This is a genomic window from Acidithrix sp. C25, from assembly GCF_904848545.2.
The window spans coordinates 431,297-451,824 of sequence record NZ_CAJHCI020000006.1 but is presented as its reverse complement, the minus strand read 5'-3'; the positions used below and the strand labels follow the sequence as shown (position 1 = coordinate 451,824).

At 47.4% G+C, this 20,528-nt stretch carries 10 protein-coding genes; 5 read left to right on the top strand and 5 right to left on the bottom strand.

Going from position 1 to position 20,528, the window contains the following annotated elements:
- Positions 1-72 precede the first annotated feature (72 nt).
- Complete coding sequence (locus ACIDITHRIX25_RS71185) at positions 73-783, top strand: GntR family transcriptional regulator (protein ID WP_201732404.1); 711 nt, start codon at positions 73-75, stop codon at positions 781-783.
- Positions 784-943: 160 nt separating this feature from the next.
- Here ACIDITHRIX25_RS71185 and ACIDITHRIX25_RS71180 read toward each other — a convergent pair whose 3' ends face one another.
- The 3 genes from ACIDITHRIX25_RS71180 to ACIDITHRIX25_RS71170 form a co-directional block, all read right to left on the bottom strand.
- Positions 944-2,785 (bottom strand): ATP-binding cassette domain-containing protein, encoded by a 1,842-nt coding sequence (locus tag ACIDITHRIX25_RS71180; protein WP_201732403.1) that lies wholly within the window; start codon positions 2,783-2,785, stop codon positions 944-946.
- Positions 2,786-3,022: 237 nt separating this feature from the next.
- Entirely contained in the window at positions 3,023-3,934 is a 912-nt protein-coding gene (locus ACIDITHRIX25_RS71175) for an extracellular solute-binding protein (RefSeq protein WP_201732402.1), read from the bottom strand.
- A 105-nt stretch (positions 3,935-4,039) separates the two neighbouring features.
- A complete protein-coding gene (locus ACIDITHRIX25_RS71170) occupies positions 4,040-5,068 on the bottom strand; it encodes an XRE family transcriptional regulator (protein ID WP_082058554.1) in 1,029 nt (342 codons plus the stop codon).
- Positions 5,069-5,981: 913 nt separating this feature from the next.
- On the opposite strand from ACIDITHRIX25_RS71170, the gene ACIDITHRIX25_RS71165 reads away from it, so the two are divergent.
- Complete coding sequence (locus tag ACIDITHRIX25_RS71165; protein WP_201732401.1) at positions 5,982-7,583, top strand: YncE family protein; 1,602 nt, start codon at positions 5,982-5,984, stop codon at positions 7,581-7,583.
- Between the two features lie 1,833 nt (positions 7,584-9,416).
- On the opposite strand, the gene ACIDITHRIX25_RS71160 is transcribed toward ACIDITHRIX25_RS71165, so the two are convergent.
- A complete protein-coding gene (locus ACIDITHRIX25_RS71160; protein WP_052605199.1) occupies positions 9,417-10,094 on the bottom strand; it encodes a hypothetical protein in 678 nt (225 codons plus the stop codon).
- A 182-nt stretch (positions 10,095-10,276) separates the two neighbouring features.
- The gene (gene dnaE / locus ACIDITHRIX25_RS71155; RefSeq protein ID WP_201732400.1) at positions 10,277-13,831 is read right to left on the bottom strand and encodes a DNA polymerase III subunit alpha; all 3,555 of its coding nucleotides are present in this window, start codon (positions 13,829-13,831) and stop codon (positions 10,277-10,279) included.
- 1,152 nt (positions 13,832-14,983) lie between these two features.
- Here dnaE and ACIDITHRIX25_RS71150 point away from each other — a divergent pair.
- From ACIDITHRIX25_RS71150 to katG, 3 genes are all read left to right on the top strand, one after another.
- On the top strand, positions 14,984-16,093 hold the full coding sequence (locus ACIDITHRIX25_RS71150) for an NDMA-dependent alcohol dehydrogenase (RefSeq protein ID WP_052605197.1): 1,110 nt from the start codon (positions 14,984-14,986) through the stop codon (positions 16,091-16,093).
- The gene (locus ACIDITHRIX25_RS71145; RefSeq protein WP_201732399.1) at positions 16,086-17,558 is read left to right on the top strand and encodes a glycosyltransferase; all 1,473 of its coding nucleotides are present in this window, start codon (positions 16,086-16,088) and stop codon (positions 17,556-17,558) included. The genes ACIDITHRIX25_RS71150 and ACIDITHRIX25_RS71145 overlap by 8 nt, the downstream gene beginning before the upstream one ends.
- A 609-nt stretch (positions 17,559-18,167) precedes the next feature.
- A complete protein-coding gene (gene katG / locus ACIDITHRIX25_RS71140) occupies positions 18,168-20,369 on the top strand; it encodes a catalase/peroxidase HPI (protein ID WP_201732398.1) in 2,202 nt (733 codons plus the stop codon).
- Positions 20,370-20,528: the final 159 nt, after the last annotated feature.

Genomic DNA, 20,528 nt, shown 5'->3' with positions numbered 1-20,528 from the left:
TTCTTGTCCACACCCGGCAACCAATTGCCTGAGCAAAAAGACCACAGATAAGCACGAAGGTGAGTTTAAAAGATGGACAGTGAAGGCCTAATTACAGGCAATGGTAATCCGCCTAAAAAACCGGCTGCGACAAGGAGATCAACGACAATACCTGCGTCAATCCAAGCCTATGACCTTGCGAAACACAAGATCTTGGTTGGTACCTTCCCTGGAGGCGAATTAATCTCTGAAGGAGAGATTGCCGATCAACTTCAAATCTCAAGAACTCCTGTTCGTGAAGCCTTTCTGCGCCTTCAATCGGAGGGCCTTCTTCGTCTGTACCCCAAAAAAGGTGCGATGGTGGTTCCGGTCTCTAAGCAAGAAATTGAGATGGTCTTTGAAACCAGGCTTTTACTGGAGCGTTTCGCGGTAGAAAAAGTCTTCGATACCCACATGGCTGTCTTTGTAGCCGACGAAATTGACTCCCTCGTTCAACTTCAAATGAAGGCGTTAGAAGACAAAGATCCGATTGAATTTGCCGAATTGGATCGAACTATTCATACTTCAATTTTGAATGCGACAGCAAACTCTATTTTGGCAAATCTCTATTCATCGCTTCGCGATCGCCAGATTCGAATGTTCAATATTCTCCTCTATTTGAACCCTGTTCGAGTCGAGACGATAGTAAAAGAACACAAAGGCTTTGCCACTCTTTTGCGGCAAAACGATCGTGAGAATTTAATCATAGCCATCACCGACCATGCTAGATTGACACGCGACGCCCTTTTGGATGGAAACATCTAAGACAGTCAATATGGAATCAAGGCCCAAAAGTAAAGCCTTGGCGAAATCCCATCCCGGCCATATCTAATGCCAGACTTACCTGGTCCCCTTCAGTGCTACAAGCCAATCAGATAAACCCAAATTAAGGCCAAGCAGATTCGTTAATCACGGCCCTTAGCTATTACTCTGGGGGAAACCTAAAATATCTCTCTTTTCTTATACCGACACCGACGATCTCGCCATTTTGATAAGCGGTAATGCGCTCAGGTGGAATCCATCCTGAAATAGTATTTTCCCCATTGCTAAGGGTAACCAATCGACCACGGGTTGAAGGACGTGTCTCAACCACCTGATAATCTCCAAGAACCTTTAGCCCTACTTCGACAAGTACATCAATGGGAGCTAGCACAACATCACTCGAGTAGAAATAGGCCCGATCACCCAATGAACCATTTCCTTGTTGGTCGCGATCGATAATGATGTTATCAAATCCGGCTATCCCCGCTACAGCCCGATTGTAAGGAGAGTCGATAATCTTTGAGGGAGTCCCTTGCTGTAGAACCTCACCGTGACTCATAACCACGATGGAATCCGCCAGATAAAGTGCCTCATCCACATCATGGGTCACCATGATCAGATATGGGACCTTTGACTTGACGTGCTCGGCTAATAGCGACAAAAAAGAGCGCCTGAGTGCGAGGTCCAATGCGGAGAGGGGTTCATCCAAAATAAGCAGCTTGCCACCACTGCACATTGCCCTAGCGATCGCTGCTCGTTGGTACTGTCCGCCTGAGAGCTCCTTTGGCATACGCCCCCGTAGCTCCAAAATATCTAACCCCTCTAATACTTCAGAGATCTCCAGATCCGAACCTGAGGCATCAATGCAAAGGCGCAGATTTTGCTCGACAGTCATATGTGGCCATAGGCCAAGGCGCTGTGGTACATAACCAATAGAAGAGTGAAGGGCCCCACATAGAGGACCATCGATGGAGAGCTTCACACCATTTATGCGATGGTTAGCTAGAGAATGCAAGGTCAGGGTCTTTCCTGATCCACTTGGACCCAAGATTACGCTGCATCCTGGTTCGATAGTGAAATTAATGTCCAGCTCAAAACCGCCTACAGTTCCCTCGACCGATATAAAAGAAGCACCATCCACAAAGTCACCGCGTTCGACCTTTGAATTGGACTGATATCGCTTCTTAGCTTGGCTGCGAAAGTAGGAAAATCCACCCTCAATAACCCTGGTGGGCCATGCAATTCGAGATATCAAATAGGCAACGGTGCCGGAGATGACCAGAGTCACAAGAACCGGTGTGACCGTCGATGGTAGTCCAGCTCCCTCGAAGGAGACATAGGTGTAGATAGGGAGTGAAGTAGGGTTATAGGCAACCAAAAGGACTGCCCCGAATTCGCCAAATCCCCTTAGGTAACCAAGGACCAAAGAAGATCGAATCGCTGACCATACCATAGGCAGATAGATTGAGAGGAGGCGTCGATTCAACTTCATCTTCAGCGAATCTGCAACTACCATTACCTCCTCATCCAAAAGGGCGAATGCGCCGCGTGATCCCTCTATGACATATGGGACACTAGCAAATAGCTGGGCAATGGTGATGGCGATTAGCGTATTGGTGAGGCGTCCGTGAAAAACCTTGCCAATCGGAGAATTCGGACCAAAGACAATCAATAGCATTATGCCAGCAACCAGTGGTGGAACTCCTAGCGGCAAACGAAGAACAAATCCAAGAAATGCCGCGCCCTTACTAGTCGCTCGGGAGATGAAAAAACCAGTTGGAATTGCGATTATCATTCCGATGGTGATTGCGACCAGAGACGGAACTACTGAATTCACCACTGCACTAAAGAGAGACGACCACAGAATAGGCGCGGAATGATGTATCAAAAAGTAATATGCGAGTCCCAGGATTGGAAAAACAACAAAGGCGATACAGATAAGGGCCAAGACACCAAAAGATAGAGAGTTCCCCGTTCTATCTCTAGTGATAAACTCCGCGCGCAATCTACCTCCTGTGGCTACAAGCCCAATACCAACAATAAGACAATCTATTTGCAAAACGGGTTTTGACGAAGAAAAAGATACCTTCAAATTGAAAATCGGCTCCGACCTAGCCCACAGAGCCACATTTGGATGGTACTTACTTGGGATTATCCCAAGTAAGTACCATCGCAGCCCTCACAAGAACTCCCACCTTTTTTGATGGATAAGATCTGAACTTGAGATCTGCGCAGAAGTATCTTACAACGAAAGGCCCTTAGGTGCCTTTGCTAGACTCCCCGTAACAGTCGGAGATTCAGGGACAAGGCCAACCTCTTTTAGAAGCTTCTGGCCCTCGGGCGAATAAAGGAAGTTCACAAAAGCAACTGCTTGGGCCGAATCAGGTGCTCCTGTCAAAATGCTTATCGTAAAGTTGGCCCCAAGGTTTAGCCCCGTCGGCACCGTCGGGATCTTGGCAAATGCTGCCTCATTCGAATAGAAGAAGCCCACATCCAACTGACCAGAGGTGAGGCGACTCACAAGTGCCTCTTCAGGAAATACCTGAGCTGGATTCTCTGCTGCTCCCAAGATCGACGATGTCAAAGACGGATTGCCCAAGATGGCCGATTCCTTAGCAAATAACTCAAGAGTTAGTTTGCCCTTGGGGTCTATAGCTGGATCAGTTCGACCAATCTTGATACCTGGTTTAGCTAGCACCGTGTACCACTTTTGGCTCTTTAGCGCCGGAGCAAAAGATGAACTTGGATTGTATCCAATTACCAAGGGAGCAGTACCCAAAGCGGCATACCAGGTCTCAAGGTTTTTATTGGCAGCCCCCATAAGAGGATCGTTAGCGCTTCTGGCCGCTGAGATAAAGACGTCAAAGGAAGAAGTTCCGGACTTGATTTGATTTACCAACCCCGTTGAACCACCTGGCAACCCGGAAAAAGTTACGCCTGTAGCTTTTTGAAAGGCGGGGCCTATCTTTTGGACCATGGCTCCCACCAACGATCCCGCATAGGCAACCTTAACTGTTCCTCCAATAGAGGTCGTCGTCGGTGATGATGTGGTAGCCGGAGAAGAGGCCGCCGAAGAGGCAGCTCCATTTCCACACGCCGCCAAAACTGAACTTAGTGCCACCGCACTAAATACTACTTTTAATTTTCCATTCATTAAAAAAACGCTCCAAATTCGATCCGAGATAGGTGGTAAATAAGTCACTTGGACTTCAAGGTGTCAATAAATTTTCCAGAATTGGAGATAGATCAAGCCCAGCCTCTAGGCTGCTACGGCATAGCCTGGCACGCCGGATAATAGCTTCCGAAAGTCGCCGCCATGAATCTCCTCCAAAGCTCTTGAAACATCTAGGTCATCTAGCGAAGAGCTCGGAACGACCAACCAAGAGGTCTGTCGATCGAGGGTGATAAAGGATGCGCCACAAAGTCGCGCGACAGATTCGGCAACCAAAGAGGCGTCATAGATCCCAAAACGAACTGCATTGGTAGCAGAGATATGAGAGTCAAAGGATAATTCTGGATTGGGCGTTACCCCAAAACGATTAGCCAACTCATCGGTATATTCTCGAACTCCAGATCCTATCGACCGATATGCAAAATTGACAGTCGGACGAAAGATATCTTCAAGTCTCCTAAGGTGATTAGGATTACCGTCCTTAGTAACCATTACCAGATTCCAACTAGCAACCTCAAGGGTCAAATAACCCGGGAATGCTCCTAGTTGCGGATGGCGCCCAAAAGGTAGATGAATCAGACCAAAGTGAGAGTCACCTCCGCGAACTCGCGCCAAAGCCTCACTGTTTTGAACTGACCACCAAAGGCAACTGACAGGGATCCGATGGGACAAAAAATTAACTATCGCTCCAAGAATTGGATCACAACCGTCAAAGAAGAGCGCGCCACTCTCACTCGCTTGGTAGTCACCGGACTGGCTCAACCTGGCATTTGGAATCTGCCACGCGCTATCCAATACTCCTTTTGGCATAGCGCGAAACTTCTTGAGACCATTGATCTCGCCCCAGGCAGCTGGACCGTCAACAGGGTTCGTCTCTAGAGCTGGACTTCCGACACCAAAGACCTCCTCCACTGTCGAAGAAAGTATTCGGGCTATACCCAAAGCTAGACCAACTTTTGGATTCTCATCACCTCTTTCGATGTTGGACAACGTCTGACGAGTGACACCAAGGGTGGCCGCCATCTCGCGTTGGGATATCCCTAACTGCTTTCGCCTTGTCGCAATATCTAGCAATAAAATCCTCCAGAAGTTCGCTCTATCCCAATGCAGTGCCATTTAGGTAAAGTTTCCATTCCATAAATATTATCAAGGTAAAGCAAACTATACATGTCAATGGTGCAAGATTTAATCACCATGAAATAACTCATGTGAAAATCAGATTTCAAGGGATCAAAGCAGTCAAGAGATCACAAGCTCATAGCCACATCTTGAAAGATCACTCTCAGTCCAACTTTGGCGTTCGCAATGGCAACTACCACAAAAAAAGGCATCCATTACGAGATAGAAATCGGCAAGTTGCTGAATATCTAGGTGATATACGATACCAAAGAAAAGAACATTCCCTTGATCCAAGGATCGACTAAAGCAAATTCCCAGACCACCATGCGATCCACCGGCGGACCACTATGTTAGCAAACCGAGAAACGATCTGGTTTTTCCAAGTGGTGTTAGAGGCAATGGTCGCATTTACCTATTACAAAAAGTTAGCCAAGAGAAAATCGTCGACTCATCACGATAGCGAACCTAATAGGTCGATTCAACGAACAAAAATCAATCGCACTACCAGATAGGCAGAGCATTCAAATAGGCCTTTAACGTCTAGTGATTTGCGTCGCGGTCAAGAAACTCGAAAAAGTCCGCAGTTGCAAAGATTAAAGCAATGGCACATTCGATAGTCCTAACCCCAAAAAGATTCGGCTTCCGCATCTCCACTTCAAAGAAAAGCTTGGCTCCTTGTCATGGTAGTTCTATCGCCTTTAGATTGGGCTTTTTCATTGGTCACTCTTGGTTACGGCCCCGAAGAAGAAAATGGCTTATCTTTCCCCAGCAACTGGTGGGAAAACCTCCCAAACCGTTGAAATCGGTGCATTTCACTCAAATCTGTAGTCAAATCTCCGAAATTTATTACTAATAGTGAATTCATGCCGATATATGGTGCATAGCCCCGCGAAAAAGAAATAGGGACGGCATGAGAGCATTGAAAAAACCAATCCTAGGAGCAAGCCTTCTCCTTGGTGCTGCGTCGATAGTAAACCCGCCCTCGCTACCGCAAAATACCAACTACCTTAGCGCTGGCGAACAAATTAGCTCAATTACCCACGTAGCGTACCGGCCATCAAGCAATAGTTATTCAAATGCAGTGGTAGGAGTTGCCCCGACACCTGGTAGAAACGGGTACTGGGCAGTTGAGAGCAACGGAACTTTAAAAACTTACGGAAGCGCTCTTGGTTATGGATCCTTGGCTGGTACCAAGCTAAATCAACCAATCGTTGGAATCGCAGCTACTCCAGATGGAAAGGGATACTGGCTAGTGGCGGCAGATGGTGGAGTCTTTAGCTTTGGGGATGCTGGCTTTTATGGATCAACTGGAGCAATCAAGCTAAATCAACCAATCGTTGGAATGGCAGCTACTCCAGATGGAAAGGGATACTGGCTAGTGGCGGCAGATGGTGGAGTCTTTAGCTTTGGGGATGCTGGCTTTTATGGATCAACTGGAGCAATCAAGCTAAATCAACCAATCGTTGGAATGGCAGCTACTCCAGATGGAAAGGGATACTGGCTAGTGGCGGCAGATGGTGGGATATTTACCTTTGGAGATGCTGGCTTTTATGGATCAACTGGAGCAATCAAGCTAAATCAACCAATCGTTGGAATGGCAGCTACTCCAGATGGAAAGGGATACTGGCTAGTGGCGGCAGATGGTGGGATATTTACCTTTGGAGATGCTGGCTTTTATGGTACTGCCAGCGCTGGAAAAGCCTTAATTGCCAGCAAGGATGGGAAAGGGTACCTTATCTTAGACGACCAAGGTTCCCCAACCTCATTGGGCGACGCGAAAGTTATAGCTGGCGCTCCAGTTGTATTTGGCAGCCCAACAACGCCAACACCGACCACAAACCCCAGGTTATTGCTCCCACCCAAAAATCCTACAGGTAACATCGCGGCCTCTCCGAACTTTGCCACTACATGCTGGCAAAGCCCCAACTCTGGTGCCTGTCAAAATCTCGAGGTAGCTGCATTGGACAGCGCAAGGCTGAATTCCGAGGAACTCGCTCCTTTCACCTTACCTAGCAACTTTGCAACTTTGAACCCAGCCGAACAGACGCTCGTGATTATCGACATAGAGAGGGGCTCCCGAGGCCTTCCAATCTTTGTCGGCCTCGTCAACCAACTCAACGTTGATGCATCCCGAGGAGCCGCTATGGCAACTGATCCCAATTACGCAATGGAGACCATACCAGGAGTGACTGGCTACTATGGCTACGGATCAATTTGGGCCGAAGACTACAGCGCCCTAGCTGCTGACTACGACTGGATGTACAACGATGGACTAGGAAGCGGAAACCTAGATTGTACTGCGAATAATACCAGTGGCTGTTGGGGCCATCGTGATAATATTCTTCATTCCGCTCCCGGTTACCAACTCATCATGGGGGCCGGATACCAAGCCATGAACGGAATGGTCTCACTCGCTCAGATTTTTATCGCGATACCACAAAACGACGTGATACCAGCTAGCGACTATAGCTATACCTGGAGCCAAGCGGTTGCTGCCGGCGCCAGTTTCTAAATTATCTATCGATAAATTACCGATCGGCGAGATGAATTTAGATCCTAACAACCATGATGATAGATGACCCCGGTTATCCACAGATCCAATGAGCAGTCCAATCAACTACACTTTTGTCTGATTATTCAAGCAATATTGCCTACCGTACTCTGGGCCAATCGCTACTTCAAGATAGGTCAGGCGTAGCATCAACGATTTATCAGAGTTAACTCAATTCGTAAATGTGATCGTCGATCGGGCATAAACCGACATAAATTATCGATTGGTCAGAATCCCTACAAACTGATTAGCACAAGGGCTTCTTCAGATTCCAAGATGGCCGCTAATTCGAGTAACGCAGAACCATATGCCAGTAAAGTAATTGATGCTGCGATCGCGCCCAAGAACCAGTGGTGGAGCATTCATTTTGTCTACCACCTATATTTCTTGATAAGTCGGCTGACTATTCCTATTCTTTGGACCATCTCGCATAAATCTTTGAACACAGCACCAGTACTTTTAACCATCTCGCCGAAATCTTTGGACCAGACTTTCCTGATCCGTCAAGCCTATTTCCAAGGTCCCTTATTTAATGGCTAGATGGCTGGTTTTTTGATATTTATTGGCACATAGTCCTCCCGTTGTTGGATCAGAAAGTCATCTACGGCTTTTCTGAGGATTATGGACGACTCTAAGCCAGGAGTAGCACAAAGGGTAGCTGATTCCAATAAGTAGTTTCGAAGGCATATGCCACATAGATACGGCAGCGTTGATTGAGTCAGCAGTAAGCGGATCTCCAATAGAAAACCCTACTCCTATTTCTTTATTTGGAGTCTTAAACTGATTTGCGAAATCGTCAAATACAGTTCGGCTTATTCGAAGCCAGTTATTTAGGTAGGCACCGTTCTCCTGGATTGCTTGGGCGAGAGCCGCAAGTGTGGGAACGTTGAAAAATGCACAGGCTCCCCAAAGAAAATCTGCTTCAAAAGCATTCGGGTAATTCCCGCCTCCACCATAGTATTGCGCGAGGGTCTCGTCGCAGGCGGGTCGATTTATCCCATCGTACTAAAGCGAAACACTTCCTGATGTAGGATTTGAGCAACCACAAGCTAACTACTTATTTCAACCTCCAGAATGGTAAGTAATCAGCCGACGAACCTCAGTGTCGACCTCACCCTGGACAGTTATTTAAAAGTATTTGGTAAGGGCGGAGAAGTTGATGATTCAACAATGCAATTAGATAACGCATCGTCGGATCGATCCTAGGATGGATCTATGGACAACCATAAAGAAGATACCTTAGCAATATAGCTTCCCCCAAAGGCCACCAGAAGATTAATTTCCACGAGCTACAAAGCTCGGATACTCAAAGAGTACGATTCTCTAGACTCCGAAGGCAAAAGTCCCCTACTTAGATGGGAAGGGTTGCATAGCTCCCACATGTCGAGATGGTGCAAGCATTTGGGCTTGAAGGTCGATCTATCACTTGCCAAGCCACGGGGACCAAGGCCCAAATCTAATAACTCCAAGGCTAAAACGCTGGAGAAGGCAAATGAGCGCCTCTCCAAGGAGCTCAAGCGAACAAGGAGGGTGAGTGAGGTTCAGGAAAAACTATCGGCGCTCTTAGGGGAGCTCTCAATAACGAGCACAATGAAGTCCCAATAACAATTATCCCCTGCCTCTAATTTTTTATTAGAGAAAAAGAATAATACTCATAATTTAATTTACCTTGGCATTAATCTGCTGAAATGAGATAAATATCTGCTAAAGAGAAGCTACCAACCCCGAAACGCGTCTTCTCAAACATTTTCGGGGCAAGCAAATCATCTTTTAGGCAACCTGGCCCGTAAAATATCAGTCGTCAGTAGCTACGAACTTGGCCAATTCTTCAGCCATAATCCATCCAAATGCAATCAGCGAGTCATTCTTTTGAGACTCTAGTGGTGTAAAAAAATCTGCAAAATCTGCATAGACCGAAGATCGAACCGCTGGCTCATAACCGGAATAACCAGTAATCTCACCCGTTCCAGAAAAGATAAATGTGCGATCATCTACCCTATTTTCACTTCCATATCGCCGGGCTAGGCGTCGAGCCCAAGCTCGCTCCTCACCAGTCGGTTTATGACCTGGTTTTGGAACTATATCTTCGAGATCTTCGAAGATCTCAAAAGCTCCAACATCAAGAAGCTTTGATCCCATCAAAACATCTTCATCAGGAAAGGCTAACAGCGCCTTTTTGAATTGACCCTCTCTGACCCGATAGAGCGTCTCTCGTGCCTGAGGACCTCTCTCGACTACGAGAGCACCAATAATAATTGCAGGCGTTCCACCAATTCGCTCAAGAGTGTAAAATGAAAAACCCCTAAGTCGACCATCAACTTTGACCTCTGTAACTAAGACCCACTCTTCACGAGCCTTTGAGAGGTAACCAAAATCTAGGTTGACTTCACTGGATGCCACAAGTTCCGCCATTGCGTCAAGTTCGCCATCGCTTAAAAGTGAGCAATCACGAGTCGTTATCTCGACAGACATAAGCCCCACAGTCTCCTTGGATTAAGACCAGGAATCGAAACGTTCCCTTCTACAAGCCTAGTCCGAAATGCCAAATGTCACATCGTTAGGCGTCCATCCAATGGCTAAAGCCAGGGTCTTAGACCTCTCCAATGTGCCCAAGGAGCCCTTGAGCTGGGTAATCATTCTATGGCCGGGTTAATCTAAAGAACGATACTTTCGGAATTTAAAAACTCCCTGAGCTCGCCAATTAAGCTTCCGGAGTCGACCTTGACCCTAATCTCTCCACTTAGGTCATAGAGGAGACCTCCTGCCTGAAGTCGCACCATGGAATTCCCAGGATGGCGCTCCAGAGTCGCGCGAATGGCCCCAAGTAACTCTGACGTTACCTGGGATGCATCCAAGCGAATCGTCAGCGAATCATTAAATTCACTAGAACGATCTATCTCCTCGAAGGAAGAGGCGATAAATTTGGCTTCATCTTCCCTGAAATCCATCCGTCCCTTTACCAAAACAAGCTTGTCATCTTCGAGCATCGTTCCATAGTCAGCCATGACCCTTGCAAAGACAAAGACGTCCATAGAGCCGGTCAGATCCTCCAATGAAAAATTGCCCATTAGTGCACCCTGTTTTGTATACCTCTTTGAAAGGTTGGTGACAACACCGCCAATTACCATCATCTCATTCTCACGTGGGGTGCCCTTTAGATCCGAGAGTTCAGCAATGGTGTTATCAGTCTTGCTCTTTATGAACTTCTCATATCCACTGACTGGGTGGTCAGAAACGAACATGCCAAGCATCTCTTTTTCAAAGCTGAGGACATCTCCCTTCGTATCTTGAAGATCTGGCAGTACGATATCAAATCCAAGTGAAGGCTTGCCATCGTCAGATGGGGCATCAAAGAGGCTCATTATGCCGTCTAAATCTTCCTTACGCTTTCGGATGGCTCGTTCAATCACATTCTCATAGACGGCCATGAGGCTCTTTCTGGTGTGGCCAAAGGAATCAAAAGCGCCGGCTTTTATCAAAGATTCAATCAATCGCTTGTTTAGCACGCTGGGGTCAACCCTAGCGAAGAAGTTCTCTAGGTTCTCGTATGGCCCATTTACCTTCCTCTCTGCAACAATAAGTCCGACAACGTTTTCCCCAACGTTTCGAATTGCAGATAGACCAAAGCGAATCGACAGATTGTCGCCATCGATAACGGGCCAAAAGTCCGAACGAGACTCATTTATATCAGGTACCAAGATTGCAATGCCATGTTCTTTGGCATCGGCTAGGAGCATCCCTGTCTTATTTTTATCATCCATTACCGACGTTAAAATAGCTGACATGTATTGAGATGGAAAATGAGCCTTTAGATAGGCAGTTTGATATGCCACAAATCCATAGCCGAAAGAGTGAGACTTGTTGAAGGCGTAGTCTGCAAAGGGTTCGATAATGTCAAAAAGTGTATCTCCGAGGGCCCGGCCATACCCAGCAACGTCACACCCGTTGACAAACTTCTCTCGATGCGCAGCAATCAATTCTCGAACCTTTTTACCGCAGGCCTTTCTCAAGTCATCTGCTTCAGCTAGGGTGTAGCCGGCAAACTTCTGCGCCACCTTCATGACAGACTCCTGATAGATCATCAGTCCATAGGTGTCGCCCAAGATCTCCTCTAGATCCGGATGCTCATAGTTGATTGGCTTGCGACCATTTTTTCTATCCGCATAGTCGTTGTGCATATTAGCTGCCATCGGACCTGGACGATAGAGGGCGACGAGCGCTGCAATATCGTCAAAGGCCGTTGGCGCTAGGGACTTCATGAGGGCCCGCATCGGCTTACTTTCAAGTTGGAAGACTCCAATTGAATCCGCATCACGCAACATAGCTAAAGTCTTTTCGTCTGCCATCTCGATGTTATCGATATCGACTTCTTCACCAGTTGTCTCAGCTATCAATGCAAGGGCGCGCTCAATCACCGATAAGGTTCGAAGGCCCAAAAAGTCCATCTTCAAAAGGCCTAGATTTTCAACACCATGCATCTCGTATTGAGTCACCACTGGAGCCGAATCCGAACTCGATCCAGCATCTGGCTTGCGTTGAATCGGTAGATATTCAGTCAATGCCTCATGGGTAATTACAACCGCTGCGGCATGGATTCCATCTTGTCGTCGAAGTCCTTCCAAGCCCGATGCAACATCCACAATCGTCTTAGCATCTGGATCACTCGCGATTATTTCGCGTAATTCAGCAGCGATCCGATATCCATCCTTATAAGCCTCGGTCTCAGTCAAACAAGCCCAAAGTGGTGTATCTCGCCCCATAACCAATGGCGGCATTGCTCTTGCAATCTTGTCACCGAGGGCATATGGCATCGATAGAACTCGCGCAGCGTCCCGAACAGCGGCTCGCGCCTTGATTCGAGAAAATGTCACGATCTGGGCCACGTGGTCATAGCCATATCTCTCAGAGGCGTAACGTATCATATCCTGGCGATATCGTTCGTCGAAGTCCATGTCAATGTCAGGCATTTGAATTCGTCCTGGATTCAAAAAGCGTTCAAAGAGAAGGCCGTACCGAATTGGATCCAAATCAACGATACCCAAACAATATGCTACGCAACACCCCGCCGCTGATCCACGACCGGGACCCACACGTATCTTGCTTCTTTTAGCAAATTGGATCAAGTCCCAAACGACCAAGAAATAGGCGCTGAATCCCATCCTTGAGATGACATCGAGTTCGTAATCTATACGCTCAATAACGGCTTCGGAGAGCTCCTGTCCATAACGCCCTCGCGCCCCCTCATAACTTAGTTCGCGCAGATAGGCCGATGCAGATTCATCGTAGCGCTCCTTTTGATATTGAATCGGCACAGGAAATTCAGGCAGTTTGGGCTTTCCAAACTCGATCTCAACATTGGCCCTCTCTGCTATTAGCAATGTATTGTCACATGCCTCTGGAACTTCGCTAAATAGCTCACGCATCTCCTGTGAGGTCTTTATGAAGTGCTCCTCACCTTCAAAACGAAAGCGCTTCTCGTCAGAGAGTGCTTGACCCGTTTGAATACAAAGAAGAGCGTCGTGGGCACGGTGGTCTTCTCGATGGGTATAGTGGGCGTCATTTGTCGCTAAAAGTGGAAGCTCTAGCTTCTTGGCCAATTCAATTAAAAGTGGGTTGGTCTTCTTTTGAAGTGCGATTCCATGGTCCTGGAGCTCAACAAAAAGGTTCTCCGGTCCAAAGATATCCTTTAACTTCGAGGCGTGATCATAGGCACCTTTGATATCATCTCTCGCTAGTGCTTGTAGTACCAGACCACCCAAACAGCCAGTTGTTGCGATTACACCTTCATGGTATTTCTCTAAAAGTTCGTAATCAAGACGAGGCTTATAGTAGTAACCCTCCAGGAAGGCCGCCGAAGAGAGTTTGATAAGGTTTTTATATCCCTGGTTGTTCTCAGCCAACAAGATAATGTGATAATAAAGCTTCTCTTTAGCATCGCGCTCGTTAGATTCGTCTACCTTACCCCGACGAGGAGGTCGCTCAAACCTAGAACCCCCGGCCATATAAGCTTCAATGCCAATTATGGGGTTGATCCCTTTCTTGCGCGCCGTCTCGTAAAACGGAAGCACGCCAAACATGTTGCCGTGATCCGTAATTGCCATCGCTGGTTGGCCATCTAAAACCGCCTTTTTAACGGCATCTTCGATTCGCGCCGCACCATCGAGCATTGAATATTCGGTGTGATTATGCAAGTGTACAAACGAGTCCATTTTGGGCTACTCCATCCCTCTGAGTCAAGCACGTAGTAGAGGTCGCGACTTTTTCCTTAGCTACCACACTAACTTTCAAGACCTCGACAAAAATCACCTCTACGACATTTAGTCGATAGCAAAGTGCCAGAATCAACCATGATCATAGGTTCAACTGCGACAAGCACCCTTGGGATATGGACTTTTATCAAATCCGCCCTCTCAAAGATATGACAAGAAACCTATTTCCCAAAGGACTTCGCCTCGGAGATATAAACCGAAAAACACTTTGCCAAAGAATCGATCAAATTGATCAAAGAGTCAGATTCCGCCCCGACCACCCTCCTCCATGGCAACCCCAATTGCCAAAGTCACCCAAAAAACAACGAAAATCCCTTGTGAACCAACAAGTTGATCAGACAACACCTCCTAAAAACCTCTGGCGAACCAGAATCTGCCATCAGATCTCATGACGCCATTATCCAAACTGCGTGGCAGCTTGCTTTTATCCACATATCGACAAGAGGCCTAGGCCTTGGGATCAAACATTGACATCTGTCAGCTAGGTCTGGCAGATAGATCTTCAATCCATACAAAAAAAGTAACCCGCAACCACAGAACCAAACAGCGTCAATTCAAAAGAGCAAGCATGAAAAAGCCAAACAATGCAAACAATTGTGAATCATCAAGAATTCGCCGAGCAATGACAATCGGGCTGACATAACAATTGTCTCAAGATCCACGGAGGCACCCCTGTTGTGATCGAATTAGTCAAAACAAATTCTCGCTCTAATTGCATCCAATTCAATCTGGAAAACAGATTGCCCCCAAATGGGTCACTCCAGAGGGATCATCGAATTCCAAATACACAAATCTCGACTGCCGCAACTAGATGCAACACATCACTTTCAAGGCGTGGTGGCAACGTCACCTCCAAGAGGCAAATAAGACTAAATGGGCAAAAATTACCCCCCGAATAAATTACTTGGTCTGAATGTGACTGATTTATCTCAAAATAGCCAAGTCAAGGTAGCGCAAGATCTTTCCATCGAGCCTTCTTGTGAAAATATTTAATAACTCGTATAGAAAAATGACCATCTTAAGATGCATCTATTGCGTATTATTAATTCAGGTATGGGGTCGCTGTGATCCCTCAAATGAACGGGGGGACCGTTGAAGACAAGTGCAGCAGTATTATGGGGGACCAATCAGGAGTGGAGCGTCGAAGAAGTAGAACTTGCCGATCCACTTTATGGAGAAGTCAGGGTAAAGCTAGCCTCATCCGGCCTCTGTCACTCGGATGAACACCTAGTTACCGGTGACTTACCAGCAGTATTGCCAATCGTTGGTGGTCACGAAGGGGCTGGCATCATAGAAGCAGTTGGACCTGGCGTTACCTCTTTGGCAGAAGGCGATCACGTCGTTCTAGGATTCATACCGTCTTGCGGTCGCTGTAGCGCTTGCTCTACGGGCCATCAGAACCTCTGCGAACTAGGCGCGTTGATCATGTCAGGTCAAGAAGTTGCCGGGGGCCAAAGAATTACAGCGCGGGGCCAAGGAATTGGGACCATGTGCTGCCTTGGAACTTTCTCACCTTATGTTGTCGTCCATGAGAGTTCGGCGATCAAGATTCGAAATGACGTACCACTGGACAAGGCTTCCTTGGTGGGTTGTGGCGTAACTACCGGAATCGGATCTGCTCTGTATTCTGCTGAAGTAAGAGCCGGAGACATCGTAGCTGTTGTAGGCGTTGGAGGCATTGGCACAAATGCAATCCAAGGGGCTAGATTGGCTGGCGCAAAGTTCATCGTTGCAATCGACCCGGTCGAAGCACGACGAGATTCCGCAAAGTTCTTCGGCGCTACCCACTCAGCCGCCAACCTAGACGAAGCTTTCGGACTTATAACTGAAATCTCCAATGGCCTTATGGCTAACTCAGCTGTAATCACTACCGGCGTCGGCGAGGGTCACTTGGTAGCTCCAGTAATGGCTCTGCTGGGCAAGAACGGAAAAGCCGTAATCACATCCATCTCTCCATTCTCACAAGTCGATGTAAAGCTAAGCCTCTTGGATATGACGCTCTATCAAAAGCAACTTCGCGGATCGCTCTTTGGCTCGGCTAATCCCCGATTCGACATACCAAAGATCCTTGACCTTTATATGGACGGCATCGTAAAGCTCGATGAATTGGTGACCGCGACCTACACTCTAGATCAAGTAAACCAAGGATATCAGGATATGCGTGACGGCAAGAACGTTCGTGGCATGATCCTCTTTGATTAATAGACTTTGGGACTCCTACAACTTTTCGCTACGCGAATGTGAGCTAGTCGGCCCAAACCTCATCTCTGTGCCCGCCAGGATAGCCCTCAAGCTCTCCGAGGCGGGCACTTTTGTGATCAAACGCGCACTTGAATCACCTATTTCTATCTCAACCCCGGGCGAGATACGTCTCTTTGAGAGGTTGCAGAACTTTGGCCTCGTCGCTGTCTCCCCCATGCCGTCCAAACAACTAAAAGCCAGAGATACATCTGTAATTATTCCTTGTTTTGATCCGCCAGATAGATTAAGAAACACCTTGAAATGCGCAAAGGAACTCAGATGCGCATTGGAGATAATTGTCGTCGATGATGGCTCTTGCTTTGTGTCCGAAAATAGAGCTATATCGGAGCAATTTGGAGCAAAGTTCATAGCATTAGATAAAAATTATGGTCCCGCACGGGCACGAAATGCCGGTGCTGCAAAGGCCAGCGGATCACTGCTTCTATTTTTAGATTGCGCTCTTAGTTTTGATTCGTCTCTAGATGAGACAGTCGCCCTTGTTTTGCCAGGGCTAATCGAGATCGCTGCCCCCAGGATCCGAACCCTTGACTCTTGGGACACGGCGCCAGGTAGGTCCATTAAAAAACTGATAGATAACTACGAAAGCACCAACTCCGCGCTAGATCTAGGCGAGCGAGAAGGTTTTGTTGGATCGAAACGATCCTGTAGCTATCTGCCCTCAACTGCCATAGCGATAGTCAAGGAGACCTTTTGTGCTTTGGGGGGTTTTGATGAATCAATGCGTTTGGGCGAAGACGTCGATCTGATCAAAAGAGCACTGCTAGATCAAAGAACGATCTATTACAACGCCAAGAATACCGTCTCTCACCCAAGTAGAGATAGCCTTATATCCCTTTGCAAACAACGCTTTGGCTATGGACGCTCCAGTGGACCACTCGCAAAATTATATGGTCGCCAAATCAGCCATGAGGTAGTAGATGAATTTGCTCTGATCTCTATGTTTGCGCCTCTTCTAGGCGAGGCACTCAGGGCAGCGGCTGTTTGCCTAGATCGAAGACGAACAATTAAGTTACTAAACATAAATACGCGCCCTAATAGTAAGGAACTGATCGACATCTCAATGGTCGAAATGCGCCGATCGACCAAAAATATCATAAGATCGAGAGGAACATTTCTCCTAATAGGATCCTTAGTGTCCCCAAGGTTGCGACAATGGAGCATCAAAATTGCTGTGTTATATGGAATTTCAAATCTATGGGTCAACAAAAAAAACAACCATAAAATATCGCTTTTAGCAATCTCAGTGCTAGATGACATCTCCTATTCGATGGGGGTGGTAGCAGGAATGGTAACGGCTCAAACTCCGACAGCGATCAAACCAACCTTCAATCTATCATTTTCAAAGTCGCTCGCAAAGGCCGCTAAGGCAAAAGCCGCCCTCTATTTGAACTCCATAAAAAGCTAACTCAGTTGCGAACTGTAAACAATTGACCACAATGGCCCCAGCAGGTCTGAGCAAGTGGCCCCACTCAACATTCAATTACAACGCCGCGCCACGGGAGATTTGTTGTCAATTGGAGCTTTAAATATCGCTCCGTGCTATTTGGTATTTGCAAAGTGGTGCTGTTGAGCTGTTCTTCAGGGTTATAGCTCGAAAACGGTTGGCCCCTCTGGGCTTGGCAGATACAACGACTAGAAGATCATTTAACTCAAATGATTCCCAGGGTATTGAACCCGACCAAAACCAAGGATAACTTAGATCATATGAAAACTATTTCCACATACGATCTATTGGTTTTGAGGGGCTTTATCTACAAAAGAGCCAAAACGCGAACTTTTTAGAGGATTCGGCTGTTATGAAAGGTGCAAGCAACCTAAGCATCGACCTTCTAACCATCAACCTTCCGTACAAGATCCTCCACACTAAGAGCAACAGGATCTCACTTCTCATCGACTAGAAATTAAATAACCAAAAGATAAGCAAGCAACCCGTAAAAGAGAGCTAAGTCAAAAGGATTCAGTTTTGAGATCCCAAGAGTCATCTCAGGAAACCAAGGAGAAAGGCGAAAAAATAATGACGGACCAAGGCGTGGAGAATGAATGTCCCATACCAAAGCCATCTACGACTCTCGAAGCTCGACCGAACCAAGAATGGTGGCCCGACCAACTTAATCTACGCCACCTGGACAAGCACGAAGCAACTCGAACTCCATTAGGTGACGACTTCGATTACCCAGAGGCGATCAAATCCCTCGATATTGAAGGTCTAAGACGAGACATCTTTGAGGTTATGGCCACTTCACAAGATTGGTGGCCAGCAGACTATGGCCACTACGGACCACTTTTTATCCGGATGGCATGGCACAGCGCCGGCACCTATCGAACCTTTGATGGACGCGGAGGAGGTAGTCGTGGAACGCAGCGCTTTGCGCCTTTGAATAGTTGGCCAGACAATGTCAATTTAGACAAAGCGAGACGGCTACTTTGGCCGATAAAGAAGAAGTACGGTCGCACCATCTCATGGGCCGACCTGATTATCTTTGCTGGCAACTGCGCGCTAGAGGCAATGGGCGTAAAAACTGTCGGCTTTGGTTTTGGACGTCTAGACATTTGGGGACCAGAGGACGATACCTATTGGGGCCCCGAAGAGACTTGGCTTGGCGATGAAAGATATAGCGGAGATAGAGAGCTACAAAACCCCCTTGGGGCTGTTCAGATGGGGCTCATTTATGTCAATCCCGAAGGACCAAATGGAGATCCAGATCCCCTAGCCGCAGCAAAGGATATTAGGGAGACCTTTTCCCGTATGGCCATGAACGACGAGGAGACTGTGGCCCTAATTGCTGGTGGTCACACCTTCGGAAAGACCCATGGCGCGGTACCAAACGCTCAAACCTATGTTGGCCCAGAGCCAGAGGGTGCGTCCATTGAGGAGCAGGGCCTTGGGTGGAAAAACTCCTTTGGAAAGGGCAATGCAGACGACACCATGAGCAGCGGCTTAGAGGGAGCATGGACTAACAATCCGACGAAGTGGGATAACGGCTTCTTTGTAAACCTCTTTAAATACGACTGGGAACTCACCACAAGTCCGGCGGGTGCCAAGCAATGGACACCAAGTGACCCGTCGGCCAAGGGAGATGTGCCCGATGCCCACGATGTAACAAAGCGCCACGCTCCAATGATGCTCACTACAGATCTAGCCCTCAAGTTAGATCCAATCTATGGACCAATCTCTAGAGGCTTCTTAGAAAATCCATACGAGTTGGAGATAGCCTTCGCAAAAGCTTGGTACAAACTAGTCCATCGTGACATGGGGCCTATTTCGCGATATCTCGGACCCCTTGTCCCAAGTGAGCGAGAGATTTGGCAGGACCCTATTCCTAAGGGAGACTATGAGCTCATCGAAGGCAGCGATATTGATGAGCTGAAGCAAAGAATCCTAGATTCGAGCCTAACTATCTCTGAACTAGTCTCGACTGCTTGGGCTTCGGCTGTGACCTTCCGTGGAACAGATCGACGCGGTGGTGCAAATGGTGCGCGAATTGCCCTCGAGCCCCAGAAAAACTGGGAGGTGAATGAGCCAGATAAATTGGCCGATCGTCTACAGGTCCTCAAAGAGATCCAAGAATCCTTCAACAAAGATCAGACCTCCAATAGGGCAATCTCTCTGGCGGACCTAATCGTCCTTGGAGGGTGTGCGGCAATTGAGAAGGCCGCAAAGAAGGCGGGAATCGACATCAGTCTTGCATTTACTCCAGGACGAGGCGATGCGACCCAAAACGATACCGATGTCGACTCCTTCTCGGTGTTGGAGCCAACTTTCGATGGATTTCGCAACTACTACCAAAGCAACCACAAGCTAGCTCCCGAGTATCTCTTAGTCGAACGATCGGATCTATTGACTCTAACTTCGAAGGAGATGACGCTGTTAATAGGCGGACTAAGAGTCCTTGGTGCCAACTACGCCAGTTCTAGCCTCGGAGTCTTCACAAAAAACCCGGAGGCTCTAACCAATGACTTCTTCATCAACTTACTCGACATGAATATTGATTGGAAGCGTTCCTCATCGTCTGAGAACGTCTTTGTGGGACATGATCGAACGACTGGCGAAGTAACTTGGACCGCTACGCCAGTAGATCTAATCTTTGGTTCGAATGCTCAATTGCGCGCTATTGCAGAAGTCTATGCCAGCGAAGATGGTATAGAAAAGTTCGTGGCTGACTTTGCGAAAGCTTGGGTCAAAGTCATGAATCTTGACCGCTTCGGCAAAGCCTAAACAAAACAGGTTGGCGGTAGGCTTGCTTAAAACAGCCCTACCGCCAACTTTGTATCCAAAACTAGCATGCGACGACTAGATATCATTTGGCCTTATTGCTTTCGGGTTCTGACGGATGCGGCTTTGACAAAATGCCTCAGAAACAACCGCCCATCGCCA